Origin of the sequence: Empedobacter falsenii (assembly GCF_019308355.1) — a bacterium.
Lineage (GTDB): Bacteria > Bacteroidota > Bacteroidia > Flavobacteriales > Weeksellaceae > Empedobacter > Empedobacter falsenii_B.
In genome coordinates, this window is record NZ_JAAGKM010000008.1 from 42,371 (window position 1) to 58,309 (window position 15,939).

Sequence of the window (15,939 nt, forward strand, 5' to 3'; positions counted from 1 at the left end):
CCTGCAAATATCGTAAATTTAAACCATTGAAAATAGTCAGACGAATAGGAAGATTTTTATTGTCGTTGATTATACTCGTTTTAACCCTTGTTTTAACAGTAGCAATCGCAATACAAATCCCTGCGGTACAGACAAAAATAGCTCACTTTGCCTTAGAAAAATTAAATAAATCGTTGAACACACAAATGTATGTAGATGCGGTTGATATTGATTTTTTTGGACGTATTTATTTCTATGGTGTACATATTAAAGACGATCACAAATATGATTTTTTGAAGTCGAAGACTTTAGAAACAACAATAAATGTTTGGTCGTTAATTCCAGGAATCAAAAAAGATCATATCAATTTGAGTGAAGTGAAATTGATTGAACCTGAAATTCGTGTGATTACCTACAAAGGTGATTCGATTTCGAATTTCATCAAATTTGTGAACGGTTTTAGTTCTGATAAACCAAAAGATCCGAAAAAGATTTTCAAATTAGATGGAGATTTTATTTTACAGGACGGAAAAGTTTCAATTGTTAATCAAAATTCTGGAAATGTTTGGTTGGATTCGAAGCAGTTGAACATGACGGTAAAAAAGTTTCGATTAGTTGATTCTGATATTACGGCCGATTTAGAAAACTTCTGCTTTGTTGCGACAAAAAATAAAGAAACGTATAACGTACAAAATTTCACAGGAAAAGTTCATTATTCGAAAAAAGAAATTCGAGTTGAGAATTTAAATTTACGAACGGATACGTCTGTTTTAAACGGAAATTTATTATTGAGTTACGATCAACCTTCGGATATGTCTGATTTTAATAATAAAGTTCGTTGGGACGTTTTTTTTGATCGAGGATCTAAAATTAATTTTAAAGAAATTCGCTATTTCACTGATTTATTTGATAAAAATTCTTCGGTTGATTTATATGGAAAAGTGAACGGAACATTGAATAACCTGACATTTTTAGATTTCGAACTGAAAGGTGAAGATAATTATGTGGGTGCTTCTCGTTTGCTATTGCAAGATGTAACGCATGGTTCTTCGTTGAGATTTTCGACAAGAAATGTAAAAATCAATACATCCTATCAAAAAATTGTAAAGTTACTTCCAACCTTTGTTTCGAAGAAAATTCCGAATATGTTGACTCGTTTTGGAAACTTAAATTATCGTGGTGATATTTCATTAAATCCGAATGAAATTCATGCGAATGGTTACGCCGTTTCTGGACTTGGCGATGCAGATCTAAATGCACAAATTAGAAATTACAAAGATGTAAAATCGTTAATTTATAAAGGAACTTTAGATGCGAAAAATCTTAATCTTCGTCAATTAACAAATGCAAAAGATTTGGGTTATGTAAGCGGAAAATTTAGATTTGATGGAAAAGGAACAGACCTGAAAAATATCAATTTAAATTTGGATGGAAATCTTCGTTATATCGATTTGATTGGAAAAAGATATCAAAATATTAAGGTAGATGGTTTGGTCAAAAATTATCAGTTTAAAGGTTTATTTGATATTAAAGATCCTAATCTAAATGCGAAATTGAATGGAAAAATAAATTTTAGTGGAAAGCCATATGATTTTGATTTTACTTCGAATATTCGTCAAATTAATTTAGATTTTCTTGGAGTTACAAAAAATCTAAATGCAATTGTACGTGGCGATGTTGAAGGGAATTTTAAGCTGACAAATATTAATGATTTCAGGGGAAATATTGATGTCAAAAATCTTTATTTCCGTTCTAAAAAAGATACGTTAGAATTGGCTCATGTCATGTTGAGTTCTCAAATAGATGGTTCTCACAAAATTATGACATTAGATGTGCCAGATTATATGAAAGCCACTGTTGATGGGAAATTTAATATTACAGAAGTTGCAAATGTTATCAATAATTCACTTGTAGATCTAGTGCCATCTTTCCGCCATAAAAAAGTTTCGCCAAATCAGGCTTTTTCGTTTGATGTTTATGTGCAAGAAAATTTATTACAATATATCGATCCATCGATTTCTATTGAGCCAGATACACATGTTAAAGGTTATATTGATGGTACGAAAAATCAATTGGAAGCGACATTGGATACTCCAGGTATAAAATATGCAGGAATTCAATTGTTTCAGTCGAATGTTAATCTAAATACAATTGCAGAACTACCAACACTTAATGCGAAAATTGATAGTATGAAAGTGAGTGGAGTTACGATTAATGCAATTAACGTAAATTCGATTCCGAAGAATGATACAATGATTGTCAAAACAGACTTTAATATAGGTCGTAAGAATCCAATTTTATTTAATCTAAATCTTTTTCACACAGTTCAGAATAATAATGATTTGATTTTTGGATTTTCACCTTCGACAATACAAATAGATTCGACACAATGGACAATTAATCATTTGAATGATGCAAATTCTAATCGGGTAATTTTTAATCGAATCAATAAATCATTAAAAGTTGAAGATTTGTCATTAGAATCGGAAGAACAATATTTAAAAGTAAGTGGTTTATTTAATAACAATGTAGATTACAATTTCAATGCTGATTTTAAAGATTTGCATTTAGAAAAAATCATTCCTAAAACATTATTGAATAATCTAAAAATTGTCGGTATAGCGAACGGTAAAGTAGATATTATTAGAACAAAAGAAAAGTTAGAACCAACACTTGAAGCTAAAATTGATAAGTTAGGTTTAAATGATTTTGAGCTTGGTAATTTGACTTTACAAGGAGGTTATAATGTAGCGGATAAACAATTTAATTTTGAAACAAGTTTACAGAAAGAGCAAATTCAATCGTTGGTTGCTTATGGTAATATTATTAATAAACCAACAGGTCCTGAAGTCGATGTAGATGCCAATTTTGATGAGTTTCATATCGATTTCTTAGAAGGATTCTTAAAATCTGTTTTCTCTAATATGCGTGGAACGTTATCTGGTGATTTAAAAATTACTGGACCAATTGATTTACCAAATCTTAGCGGAAATATGATTGCAAAAGATCTTGGATTAAAAGTTAATTTCTTAGGAACTGATTATTTATTTGAAGGAGAAAATGAATTACTTGTTTCGAAACAAGGAAAAGGACAAGGGATTATTATGTTGAATGATATTGCGTTCAAAGACACAACTTTCAATACAAAAGGAAAAGTTGATGGAGCAATTCTTTTCCGCAACTTATCTAAATGGGGTCTCAACTTAGATTTTGATACCGATAATTTATTGGTGATGAACACATCTATTAAAGACAATGAATTGTTTTATGGAAAAGTATTTGCGAAAGGAAATGTATCTATGTTTGGTGCGGTAGAGGAATTGGAGATTGCTGGAGATGCGACAGTGGTTGGAAATTCTGAGTTAACGATAAATACAGGAAGTACAACAATTGAGTCAGAAAATAATTTGGTACGTTTTGTTCCTAACCAACATCTAGATGAAAAATCGAAAAATAACGAGCCTCACGCACCAAAAGGAATGTCGATAGATGTCAACATCAATGCGTATCCAAATGCGATGGTGAATTTGATTTTTGATGCAGCTACAAATGATAAAGCAACAGCGCGAGGAACTGCAGAAAATCTTAGATTCTTAATGAATAAAGCAGGATTGAGTATTACAGGGGTATATAATATAGAAAGTGGAACATATGAGTTTAGACAATTTCCGCTGATTCCAAAAGATTTTAAAATCAAAAAAGGATCTTCGGTACAATTTGCAGGAAATCCACTTGATGCAACACTTAATATTACAGCTGAATATCAACGTTCGGTGTCAAATGTTGGAGACTATTTAGGTGTAGGATATTCGCAAATTTATGATGCTCTCTTATCAATTAATATTTCTGAAACGTTGAAAAAACCTATTATCGATTTTGGATTAACAATTCCTAATGCAGGTTCGGATATCAATTCGCAGTTACAATCAAAATTCCGTTCAAATACAGAAGAACAGATGCTTCAGTTTAGTTATATCTTATTGACAGGTAAATTTGGTGATGCTTCGGCTGTTCAATCTGGTGTAACAAGTACAGCTGCTGATATTGGTTTATCGACAATTGCGGGTATGTTGTCTTCTATTGCGAACAATGTAGATATACAAATGGAGTATGTCGGTGGTAGTGCGCAATCGGAGACAAATGATAAAATTAGAACTTCTGTTTCTTATCGGGTTAATAATCGTTTAAGTTTACGTGGTTCGTATGGAATTGCGGTTACAAATAATAGAAATGTACAAGAGAACTTCGATGGGAATTTTGATGTTTCTTATGATATCTCGAAATTAAACAATGGATCTTTGGTCTTAAAAGCATTTACAAAACCTACAACTTTCGGTTTATTGCCAGGAATGGAAAATAACTTAAATCAAAGTTTCGGAGTAGGAATTCAGTACAACAAAAGCTTCGATACGTTTAGAGGATTTTTAGGTTTAGATGAAAATAAACGAAAAGCAAAAGCTAAAAAAGAAGAGCAACAGCAAGAAAGATTTGATTCGATTGTACTTCCGAAACAGTTTAAAAGTGAGGAAAGAAGAATAGATTCTACTCGTCAAACTACAAAAGATACGGTCAAAGTTACGTATCAAAAAAGTACTCAACCTAAAGTGGAACAAAAACGTCGTGGTTTAGTCAAAATTAAATAAAAAAAAATGAGTTTATTGTGGTTAGACAATAAACTCGCGCAAACAAACAAAAGTGATTAGTTCTTTCTTTTTTGAACTATTATTATAACAAAAGTAAAATATTAAATAAATCATTAAAAAATATTTTGAAGTTTGTTTGTTTTATTTATAATTTTGCTAAAAATTAATTCGATTTTTTATTAAAATAATAATAATAATCAAAAATTAGGAAAATGAATTACATAATTGATGATGTTGATAAGAAAATTTTGATGTATTTGATTGACAATACAAGAATGCCATTTACAGAAATTGCAAAGAAAATGAATGTTTCTGCTGGTACTATTCACGTACGTGTCAAGAAATTAGAGGAGGCTGGAATCATCAAAGGAACTACACTAATTACAGATTATGATAAAATGGGTTATCAGTTTGTTGCGTATGTAGGATTGTTACTTACAAAAACAAACAAAACTCAGAAAGTGATAGATGAATTATATAAAATTCCTAACGTAACAGTGGTTCACGTTGTGTCTGGAAAATATAATATTTTCTGTAAAATTCGTGCAAGAGATACTTCTGATGCGAAAGATGTTATCTACAAAATTGATCAAATTGATGATGTATTGAGAACAGAATCTATGATTTCGTTAGAAGAATCTTTTAACGATAAAAATAGATTGATGCATTCAATTTTTCATTAAAAATAAATTTCAATTTATTAATCATCCCACAAAATGACAGACGAAGAAAAAGAAAAATATTTTCAGGTCGCTCTATGTTCAAGTCTCGTACTTTTCGGGTTTGATGGAGAAGATCTCAAAATATTGGTGTATAAAAAACTAAACGATCCTTTCAAAGGAGCATTGGTTTTGCCAGGAAAATATATTGCGCCAACGGTAAGTAACGATCAAGCAATTCACGAATTGTTGATTGAGAAAATTGCTTACGATGAGCATCAAACATATATTGAACAATTGAAAGCTTTTACAAAAGTTTTTCGTAATCCATTAGGACGTGTTGTAAATGTTGCTTATTACGCTTTGGTTAAATTGACACCTCAAATAGAGGAAAAAGTGAAAACACAAGGTGGAGAATGGTATGCTTACGACCGTGTTCCGGATTTGGCTTTTGATCACAATGAGATTGTAAAATATGCAAAAGAGCGTGTAAAACGTCGTGTGAAGCGTCGTCCAGTAGGGTTCAACTTACTTGGAGATGAGTTTACAATTGCGCAATTGCAAAGTTTGTATGAAAAAGCCTTGAATCGTGAGTTGGATAAACGTAACTTTAGAAAGAAAATCTTTAATTCAAATTTAATTATCGAAACTGGTAATACAACAGATCCTAAACAACATCGTAAAGTATCTAAATTGTATCGTTTTGATGAAGAAAAATACGAAAAATTGAGTTTGAAAGGATATGATTTCTTATTTTAAAATAAAGCTATGACAGATCAAAAAGTAGAACAAAATCAAGAACGTGACGATATTTTTGACACAAAAGTTTTAATGTCGGATAATACCAAAACAAAAGATTTGAAACACGAAGGAAACAAAACATCATTCCTTTTCAAGTCAATGATCTTTATAATGGTTTTCTTGATTTTGAGTATTCTTTATCGTGGTTATCAATTATTGGTGACAAATGATTATTTGTTCCGCCAAATGATGAACGAAGATGCGCCAGAAATGCCAAAATGGTATCCAATTTCGACTCTTGTTTTAGGAGTTATTGCATTGATAGGTATCTTTTTAGTGAAATCTTATAAAAGAATTGGTGTATATATGGTTGTGACATCATTATTTGTGTCAGCAGCAATGCAGCCCGAATTTATGGCAGATGGAACACTTTTTACCATGTTTACATTATTTGTGTTTATAGGTTATGGTTTAGCGATTATCTATCCATATTGGCACAAGTTTAAATAAAAACTTAATAAAGTCTAGAAAAGAGGTTACAATTAGTTGTGACCTCTTTTTTTGATGCTGAATTATTTGTATTAATATCATTCAATATGAATATTTTAAGCATGTTAATTGTTTAAGTTGATAAAAAAACTGCTTAAATAAAGTGAATATGAGAATTTAACGGCTATATTTGTCTTGTGTGGAAAAAATATAAATTAAAAGTACAAAATGGATTGTATTTCAGTATTTGATATGCTCAAAATTGGCGTTGGTCCTTCAAGTTCGCATACTTTAGGTCCTTGGCGCGCTGCAGAAGCTTTTCTGAAAGAATTGGATGCTGCATCTATCTTTAATAAAATTACAAAAGTTCGTGTAGATTTGTACGGCTCTTTATCGCTTACGGGTAAAGGACATGCAACTGATTATGCAGTAATGTTAGGGTTAAGCGGTGCTGATCCTGAATATATTCCTGTTGATGATATTTCGAATATTATTAATACAATCAATACAAATAAACAATTAAATTTTGGAAATAAATTTTTAATTGATTTTAATCCCGAAACTGATATCGTTTTCAATCGTGAGTTTTTATCTTTTCACGCTAATGGAATGATGTTTACAGCTTTCTATGAGAACGAAGAATTATCTTCTACGTTTTATTCGATAGGGGGAGGATTTATTACAAAAGAGGATGATAGTGCTACCAATACAGATGTCACTTGTGCTTTTCCATATTTATTTAATACATCAACAGAATTATTAGAATTTTGTTCGAAAGAAAATAAATCGATTTCTGAAATTATGTTCGAGAATGAAAAAACAATTCGAACTGAAGATGAAATTCACCACGAATTAATGCGTGTTTGGAATACTATGTTAGAGTGTATGTACATTGGTTGTCATACAGAAGGTATTTTACCAGGCGGATTGAACGTGAAACGTCGTGCTTACGATATGCACAAAAATTTGGTTGGAGCAACACCTTATTCTAATTCACAAGAATGGATTGCATCAATCCGAAAAACCAAAGTATATTTTCGTCAAATCTTGAAATGGGTGAGTTGTTTTGCTCTTGCTGTTAATGAAGTAAATGCTTCGTTAGGTAGAGTTGTAACAGCGCCAACAAATGGAAGTGCAGGAGTTATTCCAGCAGTTTTGATGTATTATTTGGTGATCGAAAATCATAAAGCTGGTCAAAAAGAGATTGAACAATTCTTAACAACAGCAGGAGTTATTGGTTCTATTTTTAAGAAAGGAGCAACTATTTCTGCGGCAATGGGAGGTTGTCAAGCTGAGATCGGCGTATCTTCAGCTATGGCTGCAGCTGCATTATGCGAATTAATGGGAGGAACTCCTGCGCAAGTAACAATGGCTGCCGAAATTGCAATGGAACATCATTTAGGTTTAACATGCGACCCGATTGGTGGTTTGGTACAAATTCCTTGTATCGAGCGTAACACAATGGGAGCGATTAAAGCGATAAATGCAGCAGAATTAGCACTGGATACAGATCCGTTGACTGCGAAAGTTCCGTTAGATAAAGTTGTGAATACGATGTGGGAAACTGCAAAAGATATGAATAATAAATACAAAGAAACTTCTGAAGGAGGTTTGGCAGTTGCTGTAAATATTGCAGATTGTTAGTAACTTATTTATTATCAGTAAAATAATATTATGTGTATTAATTGTAAGGATTATGAATGTGTGTTGTGTATTTCAAAAATAATCCTTACATTTGCACAGCCTTTTAGAGTTAAGGTACGGATGTTAAAGAATATTCATTTAGGGATTTTTTAGGCTGCTCAGCCATTTAATTTTATTCTTTCATATCTGTTGGTTAAATAATTTAAAATAAAACCGTGATATGAAATATAAATGAATTTCATTATCTCGGTATCGTATCTAACATGATTACATTCAAAGAATTAGGACTTCAAGAAGAAATCCTAACTGCAATTGAGAAAATGGGCTTCGTTAACCCATCTCCAATCCAAGAAAAAGCTATTCCTCAAATCCTTTCATCAGATCAAGATGTTATTGCATTGGCGCAAACAGGTACAGGAAAAACTGCAGCATTCGGGCTTCCGGTTTTAAATCAATTAGACAGCAATTCAAAATCAGTACAAGCAATTATTTTGTGTCCTACTCGTGAATTATGTTTACAAATTGCAAAAGAATTAGAATCTTTTTCTGCTGATATGCGTGGAGTACGTGTACAGGCAGTTTACGGTGGTGCTGACATCGTTAAACAAATTAGAGGATTAAAAGATAATCCACAAATCGTTGTAGGAACACCAGGTCGTACAATGGACTTAATCAAACGTGGTGCATTAAAAATTAATGATATCACATGGACAGTTTTAGATGAGGCAGATGAGATGTTGAACATGGGATTCCGTGACGAAATCGATTCTATCTTAGAAACAACTCCAGAAGAAAAACAAACTTTATTATTCTCAGCTACAATGCCTTCAGAGGTTCGTCGTATCGCTTCAGAATATATGCACAATCCAGTTGAGATTGCTGTAAGTAAAGTAAATACTGCATCAAAAAATATCGAGCATCACGTTTACTTAGTACGTTCTTCTGATCGTTACTTAGCTTTAAAACGTTTGGCCGATTATTACCCAAATATTTATGGTATCGTTTTCTGTAGAACTCGTCGCGAAGCGAAAGACGTAGCAGATAAATTGATGCAAGATGGTTACAATGCAGACGCATTACATGGAGATTTATCACAATCACAACGTGATCACGTGATGGAGAAATTCCGTAACCAAAATATTCAAATCCTTGTCGCAACAGACGTTGCTGCTCGTGGTATTGACGTAAATGAGTTGACTCACGTAATCAACTTCAATTTACCAGATGATCCAGAAGTTTATGTACACCGTTCAGGACGTACAGGACGTGCGGGTAACAAAGGAATTTCTATCATTATTTCAGGAGGACGTGAAGCGCGTAAAATTAGAGATTTAGAAAAATTAATTGCTTCTAAAATCGAGCCTAAAAATGTACCAACTGGAGCAGAAATCTGTGAAAAACGTTTAATTTCTTTAATCGATAAAATCGAAAATATCGAAGTTGATGAAGAATTAATCGAGCCTTACATGGAAACTGTAAATGAAAAATTGGCGAACTTAGATCGTGACGATTTATTAAAACGTTTCATGACAGTTGAGTTCAATTCTTTCTTAGAATATTACAAAAACACGAAAGATATTTCTTCTGAAGGAGATCGTGGTGATAGAGGAGATCGTTCTTCTAACCGTCGTGGTGGACGTGATTTCTCTCGTTTCTTTATTAATATTGGTCAAAAACACAATTTACGTGTTCCAAACTTAATTGGTTTAATTAACGAGCAAACTCGTAATCGTAACATCGAAATCGGAAAAATTGAAATTTTACGTAATTTCTCTTTCTTCGAAGTTGATACACAATTCGAATCATTAGTGTTAGAATCTTTCAAAGATGCACAACGTGATGGAGTAGACTTAGATGTTCAAATCTCTAAACCAGAACCTAGACGTGGTGATGGTGAGCGTCGTGGTGGAGATCGTCGTCGTAATGACAGAGGAGATTCTCGCGGACGTGGTTTCAATAGCCGTCGTGATAATGACCGTGAAAGAAGTGGAGGTTATCGTGGTGGAGATCGTGATCGCGGAGGAGACAGAGGTGGATTCCATGGAGGTGATCGTGACCGTGATTCTAGAGGTGGAGATCGTGGTGGTTACCGTGGAGGAGACCGTAATAGAACAGGAAACTCAAGAAGAGGTAGAGATTAATATATTCTCAATAAAAAATAACAAAAAGGATGATTTTATAAAATCATCCTTTTTTATTCATAAAACTTCTGTTTGAATAAATAATTTTTCTATATTTATTCAAAACCACAAATAAATGACAGTACAAGAATTGTTTAGCTCTATTCGATTATCCATCGAAGAAGAGAATTATACGCAATTAAAACAGATTAAAATTTTCAAACCAGAGAAATTCAATTGGGTGAAGGATATTTTTGAGCCTTATAATGTTGCTCAATTAGGAACTCAAAAAGGTTTAATTTGGAAGTATAATGAAGAACGAGAAGATTATACTTTTCAGAATTTAGCTGATAAATACAATCAATTTTTAAACTATTTAAGAAACAAAGGAATTGTACAAGGAGACAAAATGTTTTCTCAAGTTCCATTATTACCGATTACTTGGATTGGTTATTTGGCTTCTATCAAAGGTGGATTAATTATTATTCCAGCCGCAACAACTTTAGAAGCAAGGGATTTAACGTTTAGATTCGAGTCTTCTTTTCCAGAAGTTGCTTTAGCAGATCAAGCAAATGCATCGAAAATAGATGAAGCAGAAGCAAAATTTGATAAAAAGATTAAGGTAAAATTAATCACAGAAGGCGAGCGAGAAGGTTGGATAAATATCAATGAGTTATGGAAAGAATCTATTCAAGCTGAGGCTGCAGATACAAAACCAGACGATGATTTATTCTACTTTTTTACTTCAGGAACGACAGGAATGCCGAAAGTTGTGGTGCATACGCATTACACTTATCCGCTTGGAGGTTTCACGACTTCTTCTTGGGTTGGAATGAAAAAAGGTGATTTACATTATAATATTTCTCAACCAGGTTGGGCGAAATTCTTTTGGAGTAGTTTTTTTGCTCCATGGAATATGGGTGCGACAATTTTGGGTTATCATTCAGATAAATTTGTTCCGAAAGAACAATTACAAACCATTCAAGATTTGGGTGTAACAACTTTTTGCGCACCACCAACAGCTCTGCGTGTATTGATTTTAGAAGATTTGAAAAGTTATGATTTCAAACTTCGTCAATGTGTTGCAGCTGGTGAACCGCTTAATCCAGAAATTATAGATGTCTGGAAAGAAGGTACAGGAATTACGATTCGTGATGGTTATGGACAATCAGAATCAACTGCGATGATTGCGAATTTGCCAAATGAGAAGATTAAATATGGATCGATGGGAAAACCTGCGTTTTTATACGATATTGTGATTGCTGATGATGATGGAAATATTGTACAAGATTGCGAAGAAGGAAATATTTGTGTTGTGCATAATGAAGAAACCATCAATGGAATTTTCAAAACTTATTTGATTCAGAAAGATAAAATGGCGAAAGTTTTCAAGCATGGATTATATTATACAGGAGACAAAGCTTATAAAGACGAAGATGGTTATGTTTGGTTTGTTGGGCGTGATGATGATGTGATAAAAGCGTCTGATTTCCGTGTAGGACCATTTGAAGTAGAAAGTGCTTTGTTAGAGCATGATGCCATTATGGAAGCTGCTGTTGTGGCAAGTCCGCATGATTTGAGAAGTAATGCTGTAAAAGCTTTTGTTATTTTAGCACCTGGAAATGAAGCTTCGGAAGAATTAGCAAAAGATATTTTTAGATATACAGAAGAGCATTTAGCACGTTACAAAATTCCACGTATTGTGCAGTTTGTGGAGAGTTTACCAAAAACAATTTCAGGAAAAATACGTCGAGTGGAATTGCGTAACCAAGAAGCTGTTGATAAAAAGAATAAAACGATTATACCAAACGAATATTTTCACGAAAAATATTAGTCGAGCTTAAAATTAACACACAAAAAAACCACTTCAAACGAAGTGGTTTTTTAATATCAAATAATTTTATAATTTTTCTTCTATATATTCCTGAATTTTATTCGTAATAATTGGAACCGCTATCATAATCAATCCAGAAATTAAAATTTTTGTAATTCCCTTCATTGGATATTTTTTTGAAGCTTTATCTCCAGCCCAATTTAATGCACTTTCAACTTTAGAAGAAGTAAAACTTGTATCGGATTTTAAGTTTGTTACAAGATTAACTGCTTTATTTACAAATGAATTTTCATGTTTATTTTCAGCAACTTTCATTTGTAATTTTAGTTTACGTTTTGCCATTCGCAAATCGTCTAAATTTTTTATCGCAGACATTTGTTCTTTATTCTTCATCGTCGTCTTCGTCATCTTCCTGGTTAGACATAGCTTCCATCGCGTTTTCTACGGCAATATTTGTCAAGAAAAGTTTTAATTTCTTTCTAAATAGAATAGAAAAAACCATCATTAAGAAATAAATTCCAGTTACAGCAAGAAAACCTAATCCTGTATCATTAAAATAACCTCCCAAAATAAATCCTAATGCTAAACTTCCTAATAATAATAGAAACAAAGAAAATACGGCAATAATTAATACATAAATACCGCTCGCCAACATATTACTCAGCGAATCTACGAGATCGTATTTAGCTAAAGTTATTCTATTATTAATATAAACTTTTAGTTCATTAAACATAAAATTGATTTATTTCAGACAAAGTTAATTATAAATTTTAAGGAATGTTGTATTTCGAAGAAATTAAACTCCTACGTTTTCTTGAAATTCGTCTTTTAAATCTTCTTTTGTTTGGTTTGCTTTAGATTTTAAATCTTTTCCAGCTTCTTTCGCTTTTGCTACAAACTCGTCTTTTTGTTCTGCTAATTTTGATTTTACTTCGTCTAATTTAGCTTCTAATTCTTTTTTTGTTTTTTTCGCTTTATCAGAAAAATCATTCGCGTATTTGTCTAACTCTTTTTTGTATTTGTCAGCTTCTTTTTTTAATTTTTTGCGAGTGTCTTTCCCTGATTCTGGCGCATATAATAAACCTACTACTGCTCCGATTGCTGTTCCAATTGCTAAACCTGCTAATAATTTAGTTGCATTATTTAATTTACTCATAATAAAGTTTTTTTTGAGATTAAACGTTTTTTATATTTACACTTTAAAATTACAAAAACAATACCAAAGAATTCAAATCAAATTTTAAAAATTACAATAAATGTTAATATTATCTGAAAAATCACAAAATATGCCAGCTTCTCCAATCAGAAAGTTGGTGCCATACGCAGATGCAGCGAAAAAAAGAGGAACGAAAGTTTATCACTTAAATATTGGACAGCCCGATATTGAGTCGCCAAAAGCTGTTTTAGAAGGATTGAAAAATTTTCCTTCAAACATTATTTCTTATACGCACTCAGAAGGAACGTTGGAATATCGTCAGGCTTTGGCAGATTATTTTACAAATCGCGGAATTGAATTAACCCCAGAAAATTTTATTGCAACATTAGGAGGTTCGGAAGCTTTATTATTTATTTTCGGAATTATTGCAAATCCAGGAGATGAAATTATTATTCCAGAACCTTTTTATGCAAATTATAATGGATTTACATGTGAAAACGATGTAAATATTGTTCCAGTTCCATCTACAATTGAAAATAATTTTGCATTACCTGCAGTAGAAGAGTTTGCAAAAAAAATTACAGATAAAACACGTGCTATATTAATTTGTAATCCAGGGAATCCAACAGGTTATGTATATTCGAAAGAAGAATTAAATCAATTAAAAGATTTGGTTTTAGAGCATGATATATATTTAATTGCGGATGAAGTTTATGCAGAATATTTATATACAGAAGAAGAATTTACATCTGTTTTAAGTTTCCCAGAACTGAAAGATAATGCAATTGTAATTGATTCTGAATCGAAACGTTTTTCTTTATGTGGAGCACGTTCTGGAGCTTTGATTACACGTAACGAGAAATTCTTAAAAGCTGCAATGTTATATGCACAAGCGCGTTTAAGCCCTGTTGAAATTTCTCAATACATTGCAACTTTAGCCCACAGAAACGTAGGAACTTATTTTGAAGATTGTCGTACAGAATATTTAAAACGTCGCAACACTTTGGTAAAAGGTTTACAACAAATTCCAGGTGTTGTTTGTCCAAATCCAAAAGGAGCATTTTATTGTATGATTCAATTACCTGTAGATAGTGCAGAAAAATTTGCAATCTGGTTATTAGAATCTTTCTCATCAAATGGAGAAACAGTAATGTTGGCACCAGGAGCAGGATTTTATTCAACTCCAAATTCAGGAATTCAAGAAGTTCGTTTGGCTTATGTTTTGAAAGAAGAAGATTTGGTTCGTTCTGTCGAAATCTTGAAAGAAGCTTTAGAACAATATCCAGGAACAATTAGATCATAAGAAAAATACGAAGATGGAAATCATCGAAAATTATTCATTAAAATTATATAACACATTTGGAATAGAAGCGAAAGCAAAATATTTTGCTGATGTTGCAACTATTCAAGATTTGCGAAAAGTTTTGGTTTTTCGTCGTCAAAAAGATTTACCTATTTTATTTATAGGAGGAGGAAGTAATATGCTTTTTGTAGACGATTTCCCTGGAATTGTGTTAAAACTGAATTTGAAAGGAATCGAAATTATCAATGAAGATGATGATTTTGTGTATGTAAAAGCGCAAGGAAGCGAGAATTGGCACAATTTTGTTGAATGGACGTTGCAAAATGATTTCGGAGGATTAGAAAATCTTTCGTTGATTCCTGGAAATGTTGGTACTGCACCGATGCAAAATATTGGTGCGTATGGCGTAGAAGTAAAAGATTATATCGAAGAAGTTCAGACATTAGTTCTGGAAACGGGTGATGAACGTACTTTTACAAATGAAGAATGTCAGTTTGGTTATCGCGAATCTGTTTTTAAAAATGAATTGAGAGGTCAATATGTCTTGGTGGCAGTTACGTTTAAACTGACAAAGAAAAATCATAAACTTCATGTTGATTATGGTGCAATAAAATCTGAATTGGAAAAGGAGCAAATTTTTGATCCAACGATTCAAGAAATTAGTGCAGCTGTGATCAAAATTCGTCAAAGTAAATTACCAGATCCTTCGCAAATAGGGAATTCGGGAAGTTTCTTTAAAAACCCTGTGATTTCGAATGAAGAATTTGCTGAGATTGAAAAACTTCATCCAGAAATTTCTCATTTCAAAACTGATTTAGGTGTAAAATTAGCTGCTGGTTGGTTAATAGAACACGCAGGTTGGAAAGGAAAACGTTTTGGAGATGCGGGAGTTCACGACAAACAAGCTTTGGTCTTGGTGAATTATGGAAATGCAACAGGACGCGAAATATATGATTTGTCTGAACGAATTATAGAAGATGTGAAAGCCAAATATGGCGTAACATTGGTTAGAGAAGTCAATATTATACAATAAATTAAATCCCGCTTTCAGCGGGATTTTTATTCTTCTTCTTTATTGATTTTTAATTTAGAAATTCCAATTATTAATATAATTCCGAATGCTATGTATAAAAGTTTTTCGAGAATATTTGTTACTATATTTAGTTCATAAATTGAAACACCAAGATATTCTTTTATAGATAATCTTATTATTGATAATAGTAATATAGAAATTGTTATGAAAATTAGATAATTACTAAAACTTATTTTTTTTCCGTGAGCAACAATAGAAATAATTAATAATAAAATATCGAATACGAAGTGAAGGACTAAAATTACTTTAGTATACAAAATTAAAAAATCCGGATCCAT

13 protein-coding genes are annotated in these 15,939 nt (G+C 32.1%); 9 read left to right on the forward strand and 4 right to left on the reverse strand.

The genetic code is table 11. The features are described 5' to 3' along the window. Positions 1-26 precede the first annotated feature (26 nt). From G0Q09_RS05430 to G0Q09_RS05460, 7 genes are all read left to right on the forward strand, one after another. Entirely contained in the window at positions 27-4,622 is a 4,596-nt protein-coding gene (locus tag G0Q09_RS05430) for a translocation/assembly module TamB domain-containing protein (protein WP_219034199.1), read from the forward strand. A 212-nt stretch (positions 4,623-4,834) separates the two neighbouring features. Next, the gene (locus G0Q09_RS05435; RefSeq protein ID WP_038336320.1) at positions 4,835-5,305 is read left to right on the forward strand and encodes an Lrp/AsnC family transcriptional regulator; all 471 of its coding nucleotides are present in this window, start codon (positions 4,835-4,837) and stop codon (positions 5,303-5,305) included. 33 nt (positions 5,306-5,338) lie between these two features. Further along, entirely contained in the window at positions 5,339-6,040 is a 702-nt protein-coding gene (locus tag G0Q09_RS05440; RefSeq protein ID WP_038336322.1) for an NUDIX hydrolase, read from the forward strand. A gap of 9 nt (positions 6,041-6,049) precedes the next feature. Further along, complete coding sequence (locus G0Q09_RS05445; protein ID WP_219034200.1) at positions 6,050-6,532, forward strand: hypothetical protein; 483 nt, start codon at positions 6,050-6,052, stop codon at positions 6,530-6,532. 207 nt (positions 6,533-6,739) lie between these two features. Further along, positions 6,740-8,155, forward strand: a complete 1,416-nt coding sequence (locus tag G0Q09_RS05450; protein WP_125350222.1) for an L-serine ammonia-lyase — start codon at positions 6,740-6,742, stop codon at positions 8,153-8,155. 263 nt (positions 8,156-8,418) lie between these two features. Continuing rightward, positions 8,419-10,296: a DEAD/DEAH box helicase gene (locus G0Q09_RS05455; protein ID WP_219034201.1), complete on the forward strand. Its 1,878-nt coding sequence runs from the start codon at positions 8,419-8,421 to the stop codon at positions 10,294-10,296. A 115-nt stretch (positions 10,297-10,411) separates the two neighbouring features. Then, positions 10,412-12,109 (forward strand): AMP-binding protein, encoded by a 1,698-nt coding sequence (locus G0Q09_RS05460; protein ID WP_219034202.1) that lies wholly within the window; start codon positions 10,412-10,414, stop codon positions 12,107-12,109. A gap of 66 nt (positions 12,110-12,175) precedes the next feature. On the opposite strand, the gene G0Q09_RS05465 is transcribed toward G0Q09_RS05460, so the two are convergent. The 3 genes from G0Q09_RS05465 to G0Q09_RS05475 form a co-directional block, all read right to left on the reverse strand. Continuing rightward, complete coding sequence (locus G0Q09_RS05465) at positions 12,176-12,502, reverse strand: hypothetical protein (RefSeq protein WP_115000004.1); 327 nt, start codon at positions 12,500-12,502, stop codon at positions 12,176-12,178. Beyond that, positions 12,492-12,842 carry a phage holin family protein gene (locus G0Q09_RS05470; RefSeq protein ID WP_219034203.1) on the reverse strand — a complete coding sequence of 117 codons (351 nt, stop codon included), beginning with the start codon at positions 12,840-12,842 and terminating at the stop codon, positions 12,492-12,494. Before G0Q09_RS05470 ends, G0Q09_RS05465 begins: the two co-directional genes overlap by 11 nt. A gap of 63 nt (positions 12,843-12,905) precedes the next feature. Further along, positions 12,906-13,265 carry a YtxH domain-containing protein gene (locus G0Q09_RS05475; RefSeq protein WP_125350224.1) on the reverse strand — a complete coding sequence of 120 codons (360 nt, stop codon included), beginning with the start codon at positions 13,263-13,265 and terminating at the stop codon, positions 12,906-12,908. A gap of 100 nt (positions 13,266-13,365) precedes the next feature. On the opposite strand from G0Q09_RS05475, the gene G0Q09_RS05480 reads away from it, so the two are divergent. After that, the gene (locus G0Q09_RS05480; protein ID WP_219034204.1) at positions 13,366-14,568 is read left to right on the forward strand and encodes a pyridoxal phosphate-dependent aminotransferase; all 1,203 of its coding nucleotides are present in this window, start codon (positions 13,366-13,368) and stop codon (positions 14,566-14,568) included. Positions 14,569-14,581: 13 nt separating this feature from the next. Further along, entirely contained in the window at positions 14,582-15,601 is a 1,020-nt protein-coding gene (gene murB, locus G0Q09_RS05485) for a UDP-N-acetylmuramate dehydrogenase (protein WP_219034205.1), read from the forward strand. Positions 15,602-15,627: 26 nt separating this feature from the next. On the opposite strand, the gene G0Q09_RS05490 is transcribed toward murB, so the two are convergent. Continuing rightward, positions 15,628-15,939: a hypothetical protein gene (locus tag G0Q09_RS05490; RefSeq protein ID WP_219034206.1), complete on the reverse strand. Its 312-nt coding sequence runs from the start codon at positions 15,937-15,939 to the stop codon at positions 15,628-15,630.

Bases quoted from the DNA above. Each gene is read 5' to 3' on its own strand.
- G0Q09_RS05435 (WP_038336320.1), top strand. From the start codon at position 4,835: ATGAATTACATAATTGATGATGTTGATAAGAAAATTTTGATGTATTTG.
- G0Q09_RS05440 (WP_038336322.1), top strand. From the start codon at position 5,339: ATGACAGACGAAGAAAAAGAAAAATATTTTCAGGTCGCTCTATGTTCA.
- G0Q09_RS05445 (WP_219034200.1), top strand. From the start codon at position 6,050: ATGACAGATCAAAAAGTAGAACAAAATCAAGAACGTGACGATATTTTT.
- G0Q09_RS05450 (WP_125350222.1), top strand. From the start codon at position 6,740: ATGGATTGTATTTCAGTATTTGATATGCTCAAAATTGGCGTTGGTCCT.
- G0Q09_RS05455 (WP_219034201.1), top strand. From the start codon at position 8,419: ATGATTACATTCAAAGAATTAGGACTTCAAGAAGAAATCCTAACTGCA.
- G0Q09_RS05460 (WP_219034202.1), top strand. From the start codon at position 10,412: ATGACAGTACAAGAATTGTTTAGCTCTATTCGATTATCCATCGAAGAA.
- G0Q09_RS05465 (WP_115000004.1), bottom strand. From the start codon at position 12,502: ATGAAGAATAAAGAACAAATGTCTGCGATAAAAAATTTAGACGATTTG.
- G0Q09_RS05470 (WP_219034203.1), bottom strand. From the start codon at position 12,842: ATGTTTAATGAACTAAAAGTTTATATTAATAATAGAATAACTTTAGCT.
- G0Q09_RS05475 (WP_125350224.1), bottom strand. From the start codon at position 13,265: ATGAGTAAATTAAATAATGCAACTAAATTATTAGCAGGTTTAGCAATT.
- G0Q09_RS05480 (WP_219034204.1), top strand. From the start codon at position 13,366: ATGTTAATATTATCTGAAAAATCACAAAATATGCCAGCTTCTCCAATC.
- murB (WP_219034205.1), top strand. From the start codon at position 14,582: ATGGAAATCATCGAAAATTATTCATTAAAATTATATAACACATTTGGA.
- G0Q09_RS05490 (WP_219034206.1), bottom strand. From the start codon at position 15,939: ATGGATCCGGATTTTTTAATTTTGTATACTAAAGTAATTTTAGTCCTT.